Here is a 16,972-nt window from a genome sequence, read left to right on the forward strand (position 1 = left end):
GCCGAAATACTTGGTGATCGCTGCGGTCAGCGTCGTCTTGCCGTGGTCAACGTGGCCGATCGTGCCGATGTTGACGTGCGGTTTTGTACGCTCAAACTTTTCCTTTGCCATGATGGCCTCCTTTTTCGGTAATGACGGGAGCCCGGAGACCGGGCCCCCTCAAACTTTGTCGCTTAGGCGTATTTCGCCTGGATCTCTTCCGCGATGTTCTGCGGAACCGGATCGTAGTGGTCGAACTGCATGGTAAACTGGGCACGGCCCGACGACATCGAACGCAGGGTGTTGATGTAGCCGAACATGTTCGCCAGCGGCACGAAGGCCTGGATGGCGATCGCGTTGCCGCGCGGCTCTTGTCCAGACACCTGGCCCCGACGCGAAGTCAGGTCGCCGATGATACCGCCGGTATACTCTTCCGGGGTAATCACTTCGACCTTCATGATCGGTTCCAGCAGTTTCGCGCCGGCCTTTTTCAGACCTTCGCGCATGCACATCCGCGCCGCGATTTCGAACGCCAGAACGCTCGAGTCGACGTCGTGGAATTTACCGTCCAGCAGAGCAACCTTGAAGTCGATCACGGGGAAGCCGGCTAGCGGGCCGCTGTCCATGACGGACTGGATGCCTTTTTCGACACCCGGGATGTATTCCTTGGGAACGGCGCCACCCACGATGCGGCTTTCGAACGAATACCCTTCGCCCGGTTCGGTCGGAGTGATCTCGAGCTTGACCTCAGCGAACTGACCCGAACCACCCGACTGTTTCTTGTGGGTGTAGGTGTGTTCAATCGGCATCGAGATGGTCTCACGATAGGCCACCTGCGGCGCACCGATGTTGGCTTCGACCTTGAACTCGCGCTTCAGACGATCAACCAGGATGTCCAGGTGAAGTTCGCCCATGCCCTTCATGATGGTCTGACCCGATTCCAGGTCGGTTTCCACGCGGAAGGACGGGTCTTCGGCGGCCAGACGGGCCAGACCCTGCGACATCTTCTCCTGGTCGCCCTTGGTTTTGGGCTCGACCGCGATCTCGATCACCGGATCGGGGAAGGTCATGGTTTCCAGAACCACCGGATCCTTCGCGTCGCACAGGGTGTCACCGGTGGTGGTGTCCTTCAGACCCGCCAGCGCGATGATGTCGCCTGCAAACGCTTCTTCGATCTCTTCCCGGTTGTTCGAGTGCATCATCATCATACGACCGATGCGCTCTTTCTTGCCCTTGGTCGAGTTCAGGATCGAGTCGCCCTTGTTCAGCACGCCCGAGTAGATCCGGGTGAAGGTCAGCGAACCGACGAACGGGTCGTTCATGATCTTGAACGCCAGGCCAGCGAAGGGCTGGTTGTCATCGGCACGACGGGCGATGTTGCGCTCTTCGGTCTCGTCGCCAGGCTTGAAGCCCATATAGTCGACAACGTCCAGCGGGCTGGGCAGATAGTCGATCACGGCGTTGAGCAGCGGCTGAACACCTTTGTTCTTGAACGCCGAACCACCCAGAACCGGAACGAAGTCCAGCGCCAGAGTGCCCTTGCGCAGCAGTTTGCGCAGGGTCGGGATGTCGGGCTCGTTGCCTTCCAGGTATTCCATCATGGCGTCGTCGTCTTGCTCGACGGCGGCTTCGATCATCTTGCCGCGCCACTCTTCGGCTATGTCCTTCAGGCTGTCGCGGATCGGAGCCTTGACCCAGCTTGCACCCAAGTCTTCGCCCTGCCACAGCCATTCTTCCATGGTGACCAGGTCGATCAGGCCTTCCAGCTCGTTCTCGGCGCCAATCGGAATACCGACCGGAACGGCGCGCGCGCCGGTGCGGTCTTCGATCATGCGCACGCAGTTGAAGAAGTCGGCACCGATCTTGTCCATCTTGTTGACGAACACGATGCGCGGAACCTTGTAGCGGTCAGCCTGACGCCACACGGTTTCGGTCTGGGGTTCAACACCGGCGTTTGCGTCCAGAACGCAGACGGCACCGTCGAGAACAGCCAGCGAGCGCTCCACTTCGATGGTGAAGTCAACGTGGCCGGGGGTGTCGATGATGTTCAGGCGGTGCTTGGGGGTATCGGCGGTCTTACCGTCCTCGGTGCGCTCCCAGAATGTGGTGGTCGCAGCCGAGGTGATGGTGATGCCGCGTTCCTGCTCCTGCTCCATCCAGTCCATGGTGGCTGCACCATCGTGCACCTCACCGATGTTGTGGGATTTGCCGGTGTAATACAGGATACGCTCCGAGCAGGTTGTCTTGCCTGCGTCGATGTGCGCCATGATACCGAAGTTACGGTATAGTTCGAGCGGATATTCGCGTGCCATTTGGATAAGCCTCTAGGGTTACCAGCGGTAGTGGCTGAAGGCTTTGTTCGCCTCGGCCATCTTGTGGGTGTCTTCGCGCTTCTTAACGGCAGTACCGCGGGACTGTACGGCGTCCAGCAATTCACCGGCGAGGCGTTCTTCCATGGTGTTTTCGTTGCGGTTGCGCGCGGCGGCGATCAGCCAGCGGATAGCCAGCGCTTCGCGGCGCTCGGGGCGCACTTCGACCGGAACCTGATAGGTTGCACCACCAACCCGGCGCGAGCGGACCTCGACCGACGGTTTGATGTTGTCGAGCGCTTCGTGAAACACTTCGACGGGTGCGCGCTTGATCTTGCTTTCGATGCGGTCGAAGGCGTTGTAGACGATGCGCTCGGCGACCGACTTCTTGCCGTCGATCATCAGGTTGTTCATGAATTTCGTCAGAACCTTGTCGCCAAATTTGGCGTCAGGCAGGACTTCGCGTTTTTCGGCGGCGTGACGACGGGACATCTCGGCCTCTCCTTCTTACTTGGGACGCTTCGCGCCGTATTTCGAACGACGCTGCTTACGGTCTTTGACGCCCTGGGTATCCAGAACACCGCGCAGGATGTGGTAACGGACACCCGGAAGGTCTTTCACACGGCCGCCACGGATCAGGACCACCGAGTGCTCCTGCAGGTTGTGGCTTTCACCGGGGATGTACGAGATCACCTCGTATCCGTTGGTCAGGCGCACCTTGGCGACCTTCCGCATGGCCGAGTTCGGCTTCTTCGGCGTGGTGGTGTACACGCGGGTGCAGACGCCGCGCTTCTGCGGGCACTGCTCCAGGTGCATGGACTTCGAGCGTTTCACTTTGGGCTGCCGCGGCTTGCGGATCAGCTGCTGAATAGTTGGCATTCCGGTTTCTTCCCCGTTTTGCAACACACATGACATGCACGCGCATTGCGTGCGGTTAACTTCGCTGCGCCAATGCGTCCACAAGCGCAAAACCCGCGAGCGTTCCCATTCCGAGGTGAACGTCGCGGTTGGTTATCAGAGGGCGCGAACGACAAAATTGTCCGGGCCTTGACCAGTCCGTTTCTGATTTCGGTTTCGGGGCGGCCCCCATACCGAGATGACGGGCGTATAGGGGGAGTCGGCCCAAGTGTCAACAGCCACGGCCGCACTGGCCGGAAATGGCCCCTGTTGCAGCCTGCGGCGGGCCGATGCATAGTCCGGCGTGGCGATACCCAAGCGGACGAGATCATGCAAGTCATTGGCCTGTGCCGGTTCTCCTACCCTGCGATCGGCGGGTTCCAGACTGAACATGACACGATCGAGGCACGGCGCCGCCACCTGTACCGTACCGACCGTCTGGTCGAGCGCTTCCGCCTGTTCGAAACCTGCGCCCTGCCGGGCCTGAAGGCCCAGACCGACCCCGATTTCGAATTGATCATCGTGACCGGCACCTGCCTGCCGTCACCGGCCAAGGCTCGCCTGCGCGACCTGACGGCCGGAATGCCGCAGGTCGGGATCATCGAGCGCGAGCCCGGACGGCATCGCGCGGTGATGAAGCAGATCCTCAACGACGCCCGCCGTCATCCTGACCGGCCCTGCCTGCACTTCCGGCATGACGACGATGACGCGGTCGCGGTGGACTTCATCGAAAGCTTGCGGCAGGCGGCGGTTGAGGCGACCGAGCTTGCGGCCCGCAATCTGTCCGTGGCGATTGATTTCGACCAGGGGTATCTGGCCCGGTTCGGTCCCTTCGGCGTGCAGGCCAAGCCGGTCCGGCGCAAACTGCTGGGCGTGGGTCTGGGTATGCTCGTCCAAGGCGGCTGCCCCTTGACCATCATGAATTTCGCCCATCAGCGCATGGGACGGTTCATGCCGGTGGTCACGGTGCCCGATCGGCCGATGTGGGTCCGAACGATCAACGGCTTCAACGACTCGCAAAAGGCGCGAACCAACCGAAGCCCCCTGCCCCCCCTTGACGATGCAGAGCGGGACCTGTTCCGCACCCGGTTCGCAATCGACGCGGACGCCGTCTGCCAGGGCTACTCCGAGGCCTGAAGATTCCGTTCGCGGAACAAAGTGAACAGCCCCGCCCCTACGACCAGCACCGCGCCCAGCATCGTCAGCCGGTCTGGCCAGTCGCCGAACACGGCCCAGCCCAGCACCAGCGCCCAGATCAGGCTGGTATAGCGGAACGGCGCGACGAACCCGACCTCGCCCACCCTCATGACCATCACGCTGAACAGATACCCCAGCAAAACGAAAATGGCAGCCGAGCCGATCAGAAGACCCGTCGGCGCGGCGACGGGCACCCATCCCTGGAACACCGAGGCCACGGCCGCCGCCAGGGTGATCGTCAGCGATGTCGCCAGCGTCACCACCATCGACGGGACCTCAGACGACATCCGCCGCGTGATCAAGTCGCGCGCAGTCACGCACATGACAGCTACCAGCGCATAAAGTGCATACAGGCTGAACCCGTCCGGCCCTGGCCGCACGATCAGCAGCATTCCGGCAAACCCCATTGCGATGGCCAGAATTCGCCGCCATCCGATCGGTTCGGCAAAGAACAGTGCCGCGCCCAGTGTCACCGTCAGCGGCAGCGCCTGCAGAACCGCCGTCACATTGGCCAGCGGCATGTGCATCAGCGCGGTCAGAAAGAAGAACGTGGCCAACAGCTCGGACAGCGAGCGTACCGCCACCAGAACCCTGTCATGGCCGGAAAACCGCAGGTGCAACGCGCCCAGACGCCGCGCCAGTAGAAACACCAGGGTAGTGGCCAGCAGCCCGCGCATCGCAACGAGCTGAAACAGCGGCAGATCCTGTCCAGCCGCTTTGACCAGCGTATCGTTCACGGTGAAGGCGGCCATGCTGCCCATCATCAGCAGCGCGCCCTTGACGTTCGGAGTCATCGAAATGGCCCATTGGGAAATCACCGGCCCATTGGCCCGCGCCACCGGCCCGTTGTCAATATGCCGGGAGCACTCGGAAAAACGAAAAAGGCCCCGCAGATGCGGGGCCTGTTTCGTTCCACGGAAATCGGAGTTTACTCGCGGCTTTCCGGGGTTTCGATCAGCGCGTCCAGATCGTCGCCCATCACGTCGTCGTCGATCACCGGAGCCGCCAGGGCGGCTGCGGCCTCGGCCTCTTCGCGACGGGCCTCGATGACCACGTTGTCACGCTGCTGTGCGATCTGGCGCACGGCCTGCGTCGCGCCACCGGTACCCGCCGGGATCAGGCGGCCGACGATGACGTTTTCCTTCAGGCCGACCAGCTTGTCCTTCTTGCCCTGAACCGAGGCTTCGGTCAGCACGCGGGTAGTTTCCTGGAACGATGCCGCCGAGATGAACGAACGTGTCTGCAGCGACGCCTTGGTGATCCCAAGCAGGATCGGCTCGCCCTGGGCCGGACGACCACCGCGGGCGATGGTCTTTTCGTTGGCCGCGTCGAACTCCTGCTTGTCGACATGCTCGCCCTTCAGCAGGGTGGTATCGCCCGAGTCGAGGATCTCCCACTTCTGCAGCATCTGGCGCACGATGACCTCGATGTGCTTGTCGTTGATCTTCACGCCCTGCAGACGATAGACCTCCTGCACCTCGTTGATCATGTAGTCGGCCAGAGCCTCGACGCCCAGAATCGACAAGATGTCGTGCGGAGCCGGGTTGCCGTCCATGATGTAGTCACCCTTCTGCACGAAGTCGCCTTCCTGCACCGGGATGTGCTTGCCCTTGGGCACCATGTATTCGACGGGTTCCAGCGACTCGTCCGCCGGTTCGATCGAGATGCGGCGCTTGTTCTTGTAGTCGCGGCCAAAGCGCACGTAACCATCGATTTCGGCGATGATCGCGTGATCCTTGGGGCGACGGGCCTCGAACAGTTCGGCCACACGCGGCAGACCACCGGTGATGTCCTTGGTCTTGGCGCCTTCGCGCGGGATACGCGCAACGACGTCGCCGGCCTCGATCTTCTGGCCGTCTTCGACCGACAGGATCGCATCCACGGACATCGGGTAGTGAACCGGGTTACCCGCATCGTTGCGGACCGGCTCGCCGTTTTCGTCCACCAGGATGATTTCCGGCTTCAGGTCGCTGCCTTTCGGCGCCGCACGCCAGTCGATCACGATCTTCTGAGTCATGCCGGTTGCATCGTCGGTCTCGTCCCGCACAGCGATGCCCGAGACCAGGTCGACATATTTCGCGGTACCGGCCTTCTCGGCGATGATCGGCAGGGTGTAGGGGTCCCACTCGAACAGCTTGTCGCCGCGCTTGACCTTGTCGCCATCCTTGACGAACAGCTTCGAGCCGTAGCCCAACTTGAAGCTGGCGCGCTCTTCGCCGTGCTCGTCCTTGATCACCAGCTTCATGTTCCGGCCCATGACCAGGCTTTCACCTGCGGCATTGACCAGGATCTGCGGGTTCTCAAAGGCGACGACGCCGTCCTGGTTGGCTTCCTGGAACGACTGCTGGCCACCCTGTGCAACACCACCGATGTGGAAGGTCCGCATCGTCAGCTGGGTGCCGGGTTCACCGATCGACTGGGCGGCGATGATGCCGACCGCTTCGCCGGTGTTGACCATGGTGCCGCGTGCCAGGTCACGGCCATAGCACATGGCGCAGACGCCCTCTTCGCTTTCGCAGGTCAGCGGCGAGCGGATGCGGGCCGACTGAACACCGGCCTCGTGGATCGCGTCGGCCATGCGTTCGTCGATCAACTGGCCGGCAGCGACCAGAATTTCGTCCGAACCCGGGCGCAGGATGTCCTCGGCCGCGACACGGCCCAGTATACGCTCGGCCAGCGAGGCGACCACTTCGCCGTCATTGACGGCGGCCTCGGCGGTGATGGCGCGGTCGGTGCCGCAATCATGCTCGCGCACGATGCAGTCCTGCGCCACGTCCACCAGGCGGCGGGTCAGGTAACCCGAGTTCGCCGTCTTCAGAGCGGTATCCGACAGACCCTTGCGGGCGCCGTGGGTCGAGTTGAAGTACTCAAGAACGGTCAGACCTTCCTTGAAGTTCGAGATGATCGGCGTTTCGATGATGTCACCGTTCGGCTTGGCCATCAGGCCGCGCATGCCGCCCAGCTGCTTCATCTGCGTGACCGAGCCACGGGCACCGGAGTGCGCCATCATGTAGACCGAGTTCGGCTCCTTGTCGGCGCCGCTCTCGTCCTTCTGGACGGCCGAGATGGTGTTCATCATCGCCTCGGTGACGCGGTCGTTGCACTTCGACCAGGCATCCACGACCTTGTTGTACTTTTCGCCCTGGGTGATCAGGCCGTCCATGTACTGCTGTTCAAAGTCCTTCACCTGCTCGCGGGTCTCATCCACGATGGCCCATTTGTCAGACGGGATTACCATGTCGTCCTTGCCGAACGAGATGCCCGCCTTGAACGCCTCGCGGAAGCCCATCGACATGATCTGGTCACAGAAGATCACCGACTCTTTCTGACCGCAGTAGCGGTAGACGGTGTCGATGACCTGCTGCACCTCTTTCTTGCGCAGCAGACGGTTGACCAGATCGAACGGCGCCTTGTTGTTCTTGGGCAGCAGAGCCCCCAGGCGCACGCGGCCCGGCGTGGTCTCATAGCGCTTCTGAACCTCGTTGCCCTCTTCGTCGATCTGGGTGATCCGCGCGGTGATCTTCGAGTGCAGGTGCACCTCACCCGCGTCCAGCGCGTGCTGGACCTCTTCGATCGAGCCGAACACCTTGCCTTCGCCCGGCATGCCTTCGCGTTCCAGGGTCAGATAGTACAGACCCAGAATCATGTCCTGCGACGGAACGATGATCGGCGCGCCGTTTGCAGGCGACAAAACGTTGTTCGTCGACATCATCAGCACGCGCGCTTCCAGCTGTGCCTCAAGGCTCAGCGGAACGTGAACGGCCATCTGGTCCCCGTCGAAGTCGGCGTTGAAGGCCGAACAAACCAGCGGGTGCAGCTGGATCGCCTTTCCTTCGATCAGAACCGGCTCGAACGCCTGAATGCCCAGACGGTGCAGCGTCGGCGCACGGTTCAGCATCACCGGGTGCTCGCGGATCACCTCGTCGAGGATGTCCCACACTTCGGGGCGCTCTTTCTCGACCAGCTTCTTCGCCTGTTTCACGGTCGAAGACAGACCCTTGGCTTCCAGCCGCGAGTAGATGAACGGCTTGAACAGTTCCAGCGCCATCTTCTTGGGCAGGCCGCACTGGTGCAGCTTGAGCTCGGGGCCGGTCACGATGACCGAACGGCCCGAGAAGTCGACGCGTTTCCCCAGAAGGTTCTGGCGGAAGCGGCCCTGCTTGCCTTTCAGCATGTCCGACAGCGATTTCAGCGGACGCTTGTTGGCGCCGGTGATCACGCGGCCACGACGGCCGTTGTCGAACAGGGCGTCAACCGATTCCTGCAGCATCCGCTTTTCGTTGCGGACGATAATGTCAGGCGCGCGCAGTTCGATCAGACGCTTCAGACGGTTGTTCCGGTTGATGACGCGACGATACAGATCGTTCAGATCCGAGGTCGCGAAACGGCCACCATCCAGCGGCACCAGCGGGCGCAGTTCCGGCGGGATGACCGGGATCACGGTCATCACCATCCATTCCGGGCGGTTGCCCGATTCCAGGAAGGATTCGACGACCTTCAGACGCTTGATGATCTTCTTGGGCTTCAGCTCACCGGTGGCTTCGGCCAGATCCGCGCGCAGCTGCTCGGCCTCGGCCTCGAGGTCGATGTTCTGCAGCATCTCGCGGATGGCTTCGGCGCCGATATTGGCCTTGAACGCGTCCATGCCATAGGCATCCTGCGCGTCCATATACTCTTCCTCGGTCAGCATCTGGCCATAGGTCAGGTCGGTCAGACCGGGCTCGATGACGACATAGTTTTCGAAATACAGAACGCGTTCCAGATCGCGCAGGGTCATGTCCAGCATCAGACCGATGCGGGAGGGCAGCGATTTCAGGAACCAGATATGTGCGACGGGCGCGGCCAGTTCGATGTGGCCCATACGCTCGCGGCGGACCTTCTGCAGGGTGACTTCCACACCGCATTTCTCGCAGACGACGCCGCGATACTTCATCCGCTTGTATTTGCCGCACAGACATTCGTAATCCTTGATCGGGCCAAAGATACGCGCGCAGAACAGGCCGTCACGCTCGGGCTTGAACGTGCGATAGTTGATGGTTTCCGGCTTCTTGATCTCGCCATAAGACCAAGACAGGATCCGTTCCGGCGACGCCAGCGAGACCTTGATTTCATCAAAGACCTTGGGCGGGGTCAGCGGGTTGAAGGGATTGTTTCCTTGGGTCAGTTCCTGATTCATCACAGGTCTCCAGCAGGTTTGGCCGTCTCAGTCACTTTGGTGTCCTTTGCCGGTTTGCGCGCAAGGCGCGCCTTGATCGCTTCGGACAGTGTTTTCAAGCCGTATTTCAATCGGGCAATTATCTGGTTGTCGACCCCGCAATACTGTTTGCGGAGTTTCGACATGATCGCGGTTGGCGGAAAATCGGGGTCGGCGGGCGCCAGGTCGTTCAGCTTTCCGCCGACCATGAACCCATCGCACACCGTGGGCCATCCATTGACTTGGATATAGTGTACATGCGGGTTTCCGGGCAATTCGAACTCGAACCGCCAAGGGTCGTGGATGCCGGCTTCCAGCTTCTGCTCGGCCATCCATATCAGGTGATCGATGTCCCAAAGCGCAGCCACTAGCGAATTCGGCGCCTCCCAGTCCCGCCGCATTGGAACCAGTTCCATGTCCGGACCGAAGAAGGTCGGCCCAACCGTCCGGTCATAGGTCCAGGTAAAATCACCATGCCACGGGAAAAGCACATATTTCAGGCCATGCGTCCGAGCCTTTGCCACGGCCGCCTCGATCATTGGGGTGTTCACCGGTCCAAGCGGGCACAGGTCTTCGAGCATCAGAAACACGAACCGGGTATCCGGTCTATCCTGTTTGATCCTGCGCGCGGCATCGCCCAAGATTTCAACAAAACTGCGACCGGGAAACCGCAGGGTGTTTGGCACGTCCAGATCCCCGTCCGTCGCAACGAAACAGTCCGGATGACCCGGCCACATCCGGTCGACCGTGTGCAGCACAGCGGGGATGTAATGTTCGTTCTTCGAGTAGGTCGACACCAGAAGGACCGTGTCGTGAAACACGTCCGACGGTCCCGCACTGGGTTCACGCGCTGCGATCTCTTTCCAGTGGCGCCGCCGCTCGGACCCACGTTTGAACCATCCGGCAATTTTGCCCAGATCATATTTGCGGCGGGCCGCCTTGGCGCTATCGACACCGCAATATTCGACCCGCAGCTGCGACAGCAACGGTGACGCCGGAAACTCCTTGCGCGACACCGCCTTGGGATTGATCTGGCCGCCGGACAGAAACCCGCCACCGACCACGGGCCACGCCTCCATCTGCATGTAGTGCAGGACTTCGTTCGTTTGAGAAGGCTGCTCGAACAGACGCAGACTGTTGTACCCTTCCGCGGCTTTGTGGCCGGCGACTGACGCAAGATGATCAAGGTCCCACAACGCCGGGGCCAGAGAATTCACGGCTTCCCAGTTTGAGCGGATCGGGGTCAGTTCCAGGCCAGCGTCCCGGATCACCGGACCACTTTCCGGGTCAAGCGCTTTGCTGAAATCGCCCGGCCATTGGAACAGGACATATTTCAGGTCATGCGCACGAACGCTCTCCATGGCGGCGGCGACCATCGCATTGTCCACCGGCGCGAGCGGACAGAACACGTCCTGCAGCAGAAACACATGCCGTAGATTCGGACGATCGCGGCGCAGTTGCTGTACGGCCTCATCCAGAATGCCCGTGACGGTCGCACCGCCGGTGCGAATGACAGGATCGGCGTCATAGGCACCATTGGTCACAACGATGCATTCCGGATGTCCAGGCCAGAACTGCTGCAACGTCCGCAGGATCGCAGGCACGAAACGCTCGTTCTCTGCATTTGTCACCAAAAGCAGAGCCACGTCACGAAACATGCCTTCAGACCCCGCAGCAGGGACCGAAACCGCTGCGCTGGACACACGATCCGCCATTACGCCTCCACCCCACCCGAAACGGGCAGGCGCAGAAAGACGCGACTGGCGCCAGGCGCCACCAGCAGACCTCTGAGCGTGACCTGGTTCATGCAAGAACCCTCGTGATTGCGTTTACCGGGATGGGCAAAGCCCATCCCGGTGCTTTTTAAAGGCGCGGTAGGCAAAAGGGTTTACCCTTCGTCCTCAACCGCGTCCAACAACTCCATGTTCAGGCCGAGACCACGGACTTCTTTCACCAGAACGTTGAACGATTCCGGTACGCCCGCCTCGAAGTTGTCCTCGCCCTTGACGATCGACTCATAGACCTTTGTCCGGCCGGCGACGTCATCCGATTTCACCGTCAGCATCTCCTGCAGGGTGTAGGCGGCGCCGTAAGCTTCCAAGGCCCAGACCTCCATCTCACCAAAGCGCTGACCACCGAACTGCGCCTTGCCGCCCAGCGGCTGCTGGGTCACCAGGCTGTAGGGCCCGGTCGACCGCGCGTGGATCTTGTCGTCCACCAGGTGGTGCAGTTTCAGCAGGTACTTGACGCCCACGGTCACCGGACGCGCGAACTGCTCGCCGGTGCGGCCGTCGAACAGGATGCTCTGGCCGCTGGTGTCAAAACCGGCGCGAACCAGCGCGTCGTTGACGTCGGCCTCTTTCGCACCGTCGAAGACCGGGGTTGCGATTGGCACGCCGCGGGTGACGTTGCTGGCCGCTTCGACCAGTTCGTCCTCGTCCATGTTCGAGATGCCCTCGGCATAGACGTCCTCGCCATAGGCGTGCTTCATCGCATCGCGCACCGGCGTCAGGTCGCCCGAGCGGCGGTATTCCTGCAGCGCCTCGTCGATCTTCAGACCCAGACCGCGCGCGGCCCAACCCATGTGGGTTTCAAGGATCTGACCGACGTTCATTCGCGACGGCACACCCAACGGGTTCAGACAGAAGTCGACCGGGGTACCATCGGCAAGGAACGGCATATCCTCCATCGGCACGACTTTCGAGATCACACCCTTGTTCCCGTGACGGCCGGCCATCTTGTCGCCCGGCTGCAGCTTGCGCTTCACGGCAATGAAGACCTTGACCATCTTCATCACGCCCGGCGGCAGGTCGTCGCCACGGCGGACCTTCTCGACTTTGTCCTCGAAGCGGGCATCCAGGGCGCGTTTCTGCACCTCGTACTGCTCGTTCAGGGCCTCGACGACCTGCGCGTCCTTCTCGTCTTCCAGCGCCAGCTGCCACCACTGACCGCGGGTCAGCGACTCGAGCAGCTCTTCGGTGATTTCCGAGCCTGCCTTGACGCCTTTCGGCCCCTTGACGGCGGTCTTGCCCAGCAGCATCGACTTGAGACGCGCATAGATGTTGCGGTCGAGGATCGCCAGCTCGTCATCCCGGTCACGGGCCAGACGTTCGACTTCCTCGCGCTCGATCTGCAGCGCACGCTCGTCTTTCTCGACGCCGTGACGGTTGAAGACGCGGACTTCGACGACCGTACCGTAATCGCCCGGCTTCACGCGCAGCGAGGTGTCGCGCACGTCGGATGCCTTTTCGCCGAAGATGGCGCGCAGCAGCTTTTCTTCCGGGGTCATCGGGCTTTCGCCCTTCGGAGTGATCTTGCCGACCAGAATGTCGCCCGGCTCGACGTCCGCACCGATGTAGACGATGCCCGCCTCATCGAGGTTGCGCAGCGCTTCTTCACCGACGTTCGGGATGTCGCGGGTGATCTCTTCCGGGCCAAGCTTGGTGTCGCGGGCGGCGACTTCGAATTCCTCGATATGGACCGAGGTGAATACGTCGTCGCGCGCGATGCGTTCGGAAATCAGGATCGAGTCTTCGTAGTTGTAGCCATTCCACGGCATGAACGCGACGATCACGTTCTTGCCGAGCGCCAGTTCACCCATGTCGGTCGACGGACCGTCGGCGATGACCTCGCCCTTCTTGACTTCCTGGCCCACCTTCACCAGCGGACGCTGGTTGATGCAGGTGTTCTGGTTCGACCGCTGGAACTTGCGCAGACGATAGATGTCAACGCCGGCATCGCCCAGCTCCAGATCTTCGGTGGCGCGGATCACGATACGCTGGGCATCGACCTGGTCGATGATGCCCGCGCGCTTCGCCTGGATCGCAGCGCCCGAGTCGATGGCAACCTTGCCCTCGATCCCGGTACCGACCAGCGGCGCCTCGGCGCGCAGCAGCGGAACCGCCTGACGTTGCATGTTCGAGCCCATGAGAGCGCGGTTCGCGTCATCGTTTTCCAGGAACGGAATCAGCGAAGCCGCAACCGACACCAGCTGTTTCGGCGACACGTCGATCAGGTCCACGTTCTCGCGCGGGGCAAGCGTGTAGTCGCCGGCCTGACGGGTCGAGACCAGATCGTTGATGAACTTGCCGTTCTCGTCCAGCGTCGCGTTGGCCTGCGCCACGGTGTGACGCATTTCCTCGGTCGCGGACATGTAGTGGACCTCGTCGGTCACCTGCCCGTCTTTAACGACGCGATAGGGCGTTTCGATGAAGCCGTACTTGTTCACGCGGGCGAAGGTGGCCAGAGAGTTGATCAGACCGATGTTTGGACCTTCCGGCGTTTCAATCGGGCACATCCGGCCATAGTGCGTCGGGTGCACGTCGCGCACCTCAAAGCCCGCACGTTCGCGGGTCAGACCGCCGGGGCCAAGCGCCGACAGGCGGCGTTTGTGGGTGACTTCCGACAGCGGGTTGGTCTGGTCCATGAACTGCGACAGCTGCGAGCTGCCGAAGAATTCACGCACAGCAGCCGCGGCCGGTTTCGCGTTGATCAGGTCCTGCGGCATGACGGTGTCGATCTCGACCGACGACATGCGTTCCTTGATGGCGCGCTCCATGCGCAGCAGGCCGACGCGGTACTGGTTTTCCATCAGTTCGCCGACCGAGCGGACGCGGCGGTTGCCCAGGTGGTCGATGTCGTCGATGTCGCCCTTGCCGTCGCGCAGCTCCACCAGCGCCTTGATGCAGGCTACGATATCTTCGCGGTCCAGCGTGCGCTGGGTGTCGGGCTTGTCCAGCGCCAGGCGCATGTTCATCTTGACGCGGCCCACGGCGGACAGGTCATACCGCTCGCTGTCGAAGAACAGCGTGTCGAACAGGGCCGAGGCAGCCTCGACGGTCGGCGGCTCGCCCGGGCGCATGACGCGGTAGATGTCCATGAGCGCGGTTTCCCGGTTCATGTTCTTGTCCTGCGCCATGGTGTTGCGGATGTAGGGGCCGACGTTGACGTTGTCGATGTCGAGAACCGGAATGTCGGTGATGCCCGCGTCGATCAGCTCCTTCACGGTGCCGCCGATCAGCTCGCCATCCTTGTCGTATTCCAGCGTCAGCTCGTCACCGGCCTCGACATAGATCGCGCCGGTTTCTTCATTGATGATGTCCTTGGCGACGAACTTGCCCACGATGTGATCGAAGGGCACCAGCAGGTGGGTAACCTTGCCCTCGTCGATCAACTGCTTGACCGCGCGCGGAGTGACCTTCTTGCCCGCCTCGGCAATGACTTCGCCGGTCTTGGCGTCGACCAAGTCATAGGTCGGGCGGGTGCCGCGTACGCGCTCGGGGAAAAACGGGGTGACCCAGCCCTTTTTCTTGTCCAGCTTGTAGGACACGGTGTTGTAGTAGGCATCCATGATGCCTTCCTGGTCCAAGCCCAGCGCATAGAGCAGCGTGGTCACCGGCAATTTGCGGCGACGGTCGATGCGGGCATAGACGATGTCCTTGGCGTCGAACTCGAAGTCCAGCCAGCTGCCGCGATACGGGATGATGCGGCAGGCGAACAGCAGCTTGCCCGAAGAATGGGTCTTGCCCTTGTCGTGGTCGAAGAACACGCCCGGGCTGCGGTGCATCTGGGACACGATCACGCGCTCGGTGCCGTTCACGATGAAGGTACCGTTCGGCGTCATCAGGGGCATGTCGCCCATGAACACGTCCTGCTCCTTGATGTCCTTGACCGATTTGGCCCCGGTATCTTCATCGACATCGAACACGATCAGACGCAGGGTGACCTTCAGCGGCGCGCTGTAGGTCATGTCGCGCTGCATACATTCCTCGACGTCGTATTTCGGCTTTTCCAACTCGTATTTCACAAACTCCAGCACGGAAGTTTCGTTGAAATCCTTGATCGGGAAAACCGACTGGAACACGCCTTGAATGCCTTCGCCGTCGGTCGGCTGGTCGGCATCGCCAGAGCGCAGGAACAGATCATAAGAAGATTTCTGGACCTCGATGAGGTTCGGCATTTCCAGAACTTCGCGGATTTTGCCGTAGTATTTCCGAAGACGTTTCTGGCCAAGGAACGATTGAGCCATGTCAGATGTCACCTTTCGATATTCTCAGCGGAGAAAGGCACCGCCGGGCTCCGGCACCTTTTCCATACGAGACAACACGTCCGGATCAATTCATGGCCACCGTCCCGAGTGGCAGCCTCCCGATCCGCGAACCGCGTCTTAGAAAACACCCCGCCGCATGGGGCCCTTTCTAAGACAGGTTCGGCTGAGCCCGGATTTCTCCGAACCCAGCCAGAATTTGCGGTGCTTCAGCGATGCACCAGCAGACCGACTTAGGCCAGCTCGACCTCGGCGCCAGCTGCTTCCAGCTTGCCCTTGATCTCTTCGGCTTCGTCTTTCGACACAGCTTCTTTGATCTTGCCGCCGGCTTCGACCAGTTCCTTGGCTTCTTTCAGGCCCAGGCCGGTGATGCCGCGAACTTCTTTGATGACGTTGATTTTCGAAGCGCCGGCGTTCTTCAGAACGACGTCGAATTCGGTCTTCTCTTCCTCGGCTGCGCCACCGGCGGCATCGCCACCAGCTGCGACCATGACGGCGCCGCCAGCTGCGGGCTCGATGCCGTACTCGTCCTTGAGGATGGTTTTCAGTTCTTGTGCTTCCAGCAGGGTCAGACCAACGATCTCTTCTGCCAGTTTCTTCAGATCAGCCATTGTATCAGCTCTTTCCGTTTACAGTGTGTGTTCCAACGTCAGGGCATGCGCCCCACGCAGATCATTCAGTGCCAACCGCTTACGCAGCTTCCGCCTTCTCTTCGATGGTGGAAAGGATGCTTGCGATGTTGCTTGCAGGTGCGCCAATCGCGCCGGCGATGTTCGAAGCAGGTGCGCCAATGCAGCCCACGATCGAAGCAATGAGCTCCTCACGCGACGGCATTTTCGAGACGGCTTCGACGCCTTTGCGATCAAGAGCGTTCTCGCCCATTGCACCGCCAAGGATTTCGAACTTCTTGTTCTCCTTGGCGAAGTCCTCGGCCACCTTGGCTGCTGCCACGGGGTCCTCGGAATAGGTCAGAACGGTCATACCCGTCAGCAGGTCGGCCATGCTTGCACACGGCTTACCCTCGAGGGCGATTTTGGCGAGCCTGTTCTTGGCAACACGCACGGAACCGCCCGCTTCGCGTGCACGCGCGCGCAGGTCCTGCATCTCGGCAACTGTCAGACCGGCGTAGTGAGCAACCACCACGACGCCAGAGCTTTCGAAGATCTGGCCGAGTTCCTCGACCACTTTCTCTTTCTGGGCTCTATCCACAGTTCTCTCCAAGTTAGGGACGAAATTTCATCCCGGCTCAATTTTGCCGCAGCTTGCGCCACGGCGTTCAGGTCCGTGATACGGGGTGGAGCCAAAATATCGCCCGAGGGCGGGACCCTCGATCTTTTGGTCTTACCCGTC

Annotated in this window: 11 protein-coding genes; 1 reads left to right on the top strand and 10 read right to left on the bottom strand. The window is 61.3% G+C overall.

All coding sequences use genetic code 11. From position 1 onward, the window contains the following. From AC2FM3_RS13875 to rpsL, 4 genes are all read right to left on the bottom strand, one after another. Positions 1-111, bottom strand: a 111-nt coding sequence (locus AC2FM3_RS13875) for a GTP-binding protein (RefSeq protein ID WP_170744588.1), incomplete at its 3' end; no start/stop codon positions are given. Positions 112-173: 62 nt separating this feature from the next. Further along, on the bottom strand, positions 174-2,291 hold the full coding sequence (gene fusA / locus AC2FM3_RS13880) for an elongation factor G (protein ID WP_496682826.1): 2,118 nt from the start codon (positions 2,289-2,291) through the stop codon (positions 174-176). Between the two features lie 18 nt (positions 2,292-2,309). Continuing rightward, positions 2,310-2,780 (bottom strand): 30S ribosomal protein S7, encoded by a 471-nt coding sequence (rpsG, locus tag AC2FM3_RS13885; RefSeq protein ID WP_005980678.1) that lies wholly within the window; start codon positions 2,778-2,780, stop codon positions 2,310-2,312. A 15-nt stretch (positions 2,781-2,795) separates the two neighbouring features. Then, a complete protein-coding gene (rpsL, locus tag AC2FM3_RS13890; RefSeq protein ID WP_005980675.1) occupies positions 2,796-3,167 on the bottom strand; it encodes a 30S ribosomal protein S12 in 372 nt (123 codons plus the stop codon). Positions 3,168-3,515: 348 nt separating this feature from the next. Here rpsL and AC2FM3_RS13895 point away from each other — a divergent pair, with 348 nt between their 5' ends. After that, positions 3,516-4,322, top strand: a complete 807-nt coding sequence (locus AC2FM3_RS13895; protein ID WP_496682831.1) for a glycosyltransferase — start codon at positions 3,516-3,518, stop codon at positions 4,320-4,322. On the opposite strand, the gene AC2FM3_RS13900 is transcribed toward AC2FM3_RS13895, so the two are convergent. From AC2FM3_RS13900 to rplJ, 6 genes are all read right to left on the bottom strand, one after another. Further along, a complete protein-coding gene (locus AC2FM3_RS13900) occupies positions 4,307-5,176 on the bottom strand; it encodes a DMT family transporter (RefSeq protein ID WP_496682886.1) in 870 nt (289 codons plus the stop codon). The two genes, AC2FM3_RS13895 and AC2FM3_RS13900, sit on opposite strands and share 16 nt — an antisense overlap. A gap of 134 nt (positions 5,177-5,310) precedes the next feature. Beyond that, positions 5,311-9,558: a DNA-directed RNA polymerase subunit beta' gene (gene rpoC / locus AC2FM3_RS13905; RefSeq protein ID WP_496682834.1), complete on the bottom strand. Its 4,248-nt coding sequence runs from the start codon at positions 9,556-9,558 to the stop codon at positions 5,311-5,313. Next, complete coding sequence (locus AC2FM3_RS13910) at positions 9,558-11,207, bottom strand: hypothetical protein (protein ID WP_496682837.1); 1,650 nt, start codon at positions 11,205-11,207, stop codon at positions 9,558-9,560. The genes rpoC and AC2FM3_RS13910 overlap by 1 nt, the downstream gene beginning before the upstream one ends. 257 nt (positions 11,208-11,464) lie before the next feature. Then, on the bottom strand, positions 11,465-15,604 hold the full coding sequence (rpoB, locus tag AC2FM3_RS13915) for a DNA-directed RNA polymerase subunit beta (RefSeq protein WP_496682839.1): 4,140 nt from the start codon (positions 15,602-15,604) through the stop codon (positions 11,465-11,467). A gap of 251 nt (positions 15,605-15,855) precedes the next feature. Beyond that, on the bottom strand, positions 15,856-16,233 hold the full coding sequence (rplL, locus tag AC2FM3_RS13920) for a 50S ribosomal protein L7/L12 (protein ID WP_005980660.1): 378 nt from the start codon (positions 16,231-16,233) through the stop codon (positions 15,856-15,858). A gap of 79 nt (positions 16,234-16,312) precedes the next feature. Then, on the bottom strand, positions 16,313-16,831 hold the full coding sequence (gene rplJ, locus AC2FM3_RS13925) for a 50S ribosomal protein L10 (protein WP_496682842.1): 519 nt from the start codon (positions 16,829-16,831) through the stop codon (positions 16,313-16,315). Positions 16,832-16,972 lie beyond the last annotated feature (141 nt).

It is taken from the genome of Ruegeria sp. BHSB172, assembly GCF_059613165.1.

Bases quoted from the DNA above. Each gene is read 5' to 3' on its own strand.
- AC2FM3_RS13900 (WP_496682886.1), bottom strand. From the start codon at position 5,176: ATGACTCCGAACGTCAAGGGCGCGCTGCTGATGATGGGCAGCATGGCC.
- rplL (WP_005980660.1), bottom strand. From the start codon at position 16,233: ATGGCTGATCTGAAGAAACTGGCAGAAGAGATCGTTGGTCTGACCCTG.
- rpsL (WP_005980675.1), bottom strand. From the start codon at position 3,167: ATGCCAACTATTCAGCAGCTGATCCGCAAGCCGCGGCAGCCCAAAGTG.
- rpoC (WP_496682834.1), bottom strand. From the start codon at position 9,558: ATGAATCAGGAACTGACCCAAGGAAACAATCCCTTCAACCCGCTGACC.
- rpoB (WP_496682839.1), bottom strand. From the start codon at position 15,604: ATGGCTCAATCGTTCCTTGGCCAGAAACGTCTTCGGAAATACTACGGC.
- rpsG (WP_005980678.1), bottom strand. From the start codon at position 2,780: ATGTCCCGTCGTCACGCCGCCGAAAAACGCGAAGTCCTGCCTGACGCC.
- fusA (WP_496682826.1), bottom strand. From the start codon at position 2,291: ATGGCACGCGAATATCCGCTCGAACTATACCGTAACTTCGGTATCATG.
- AC2FM3_RS13895 (WP_496682831.1), top strand. From the start codon at position 3,516: ATGCAAGTCATTGGCCTGTGCCGGTTCTCCTACCCTGCGATCGGCGGG.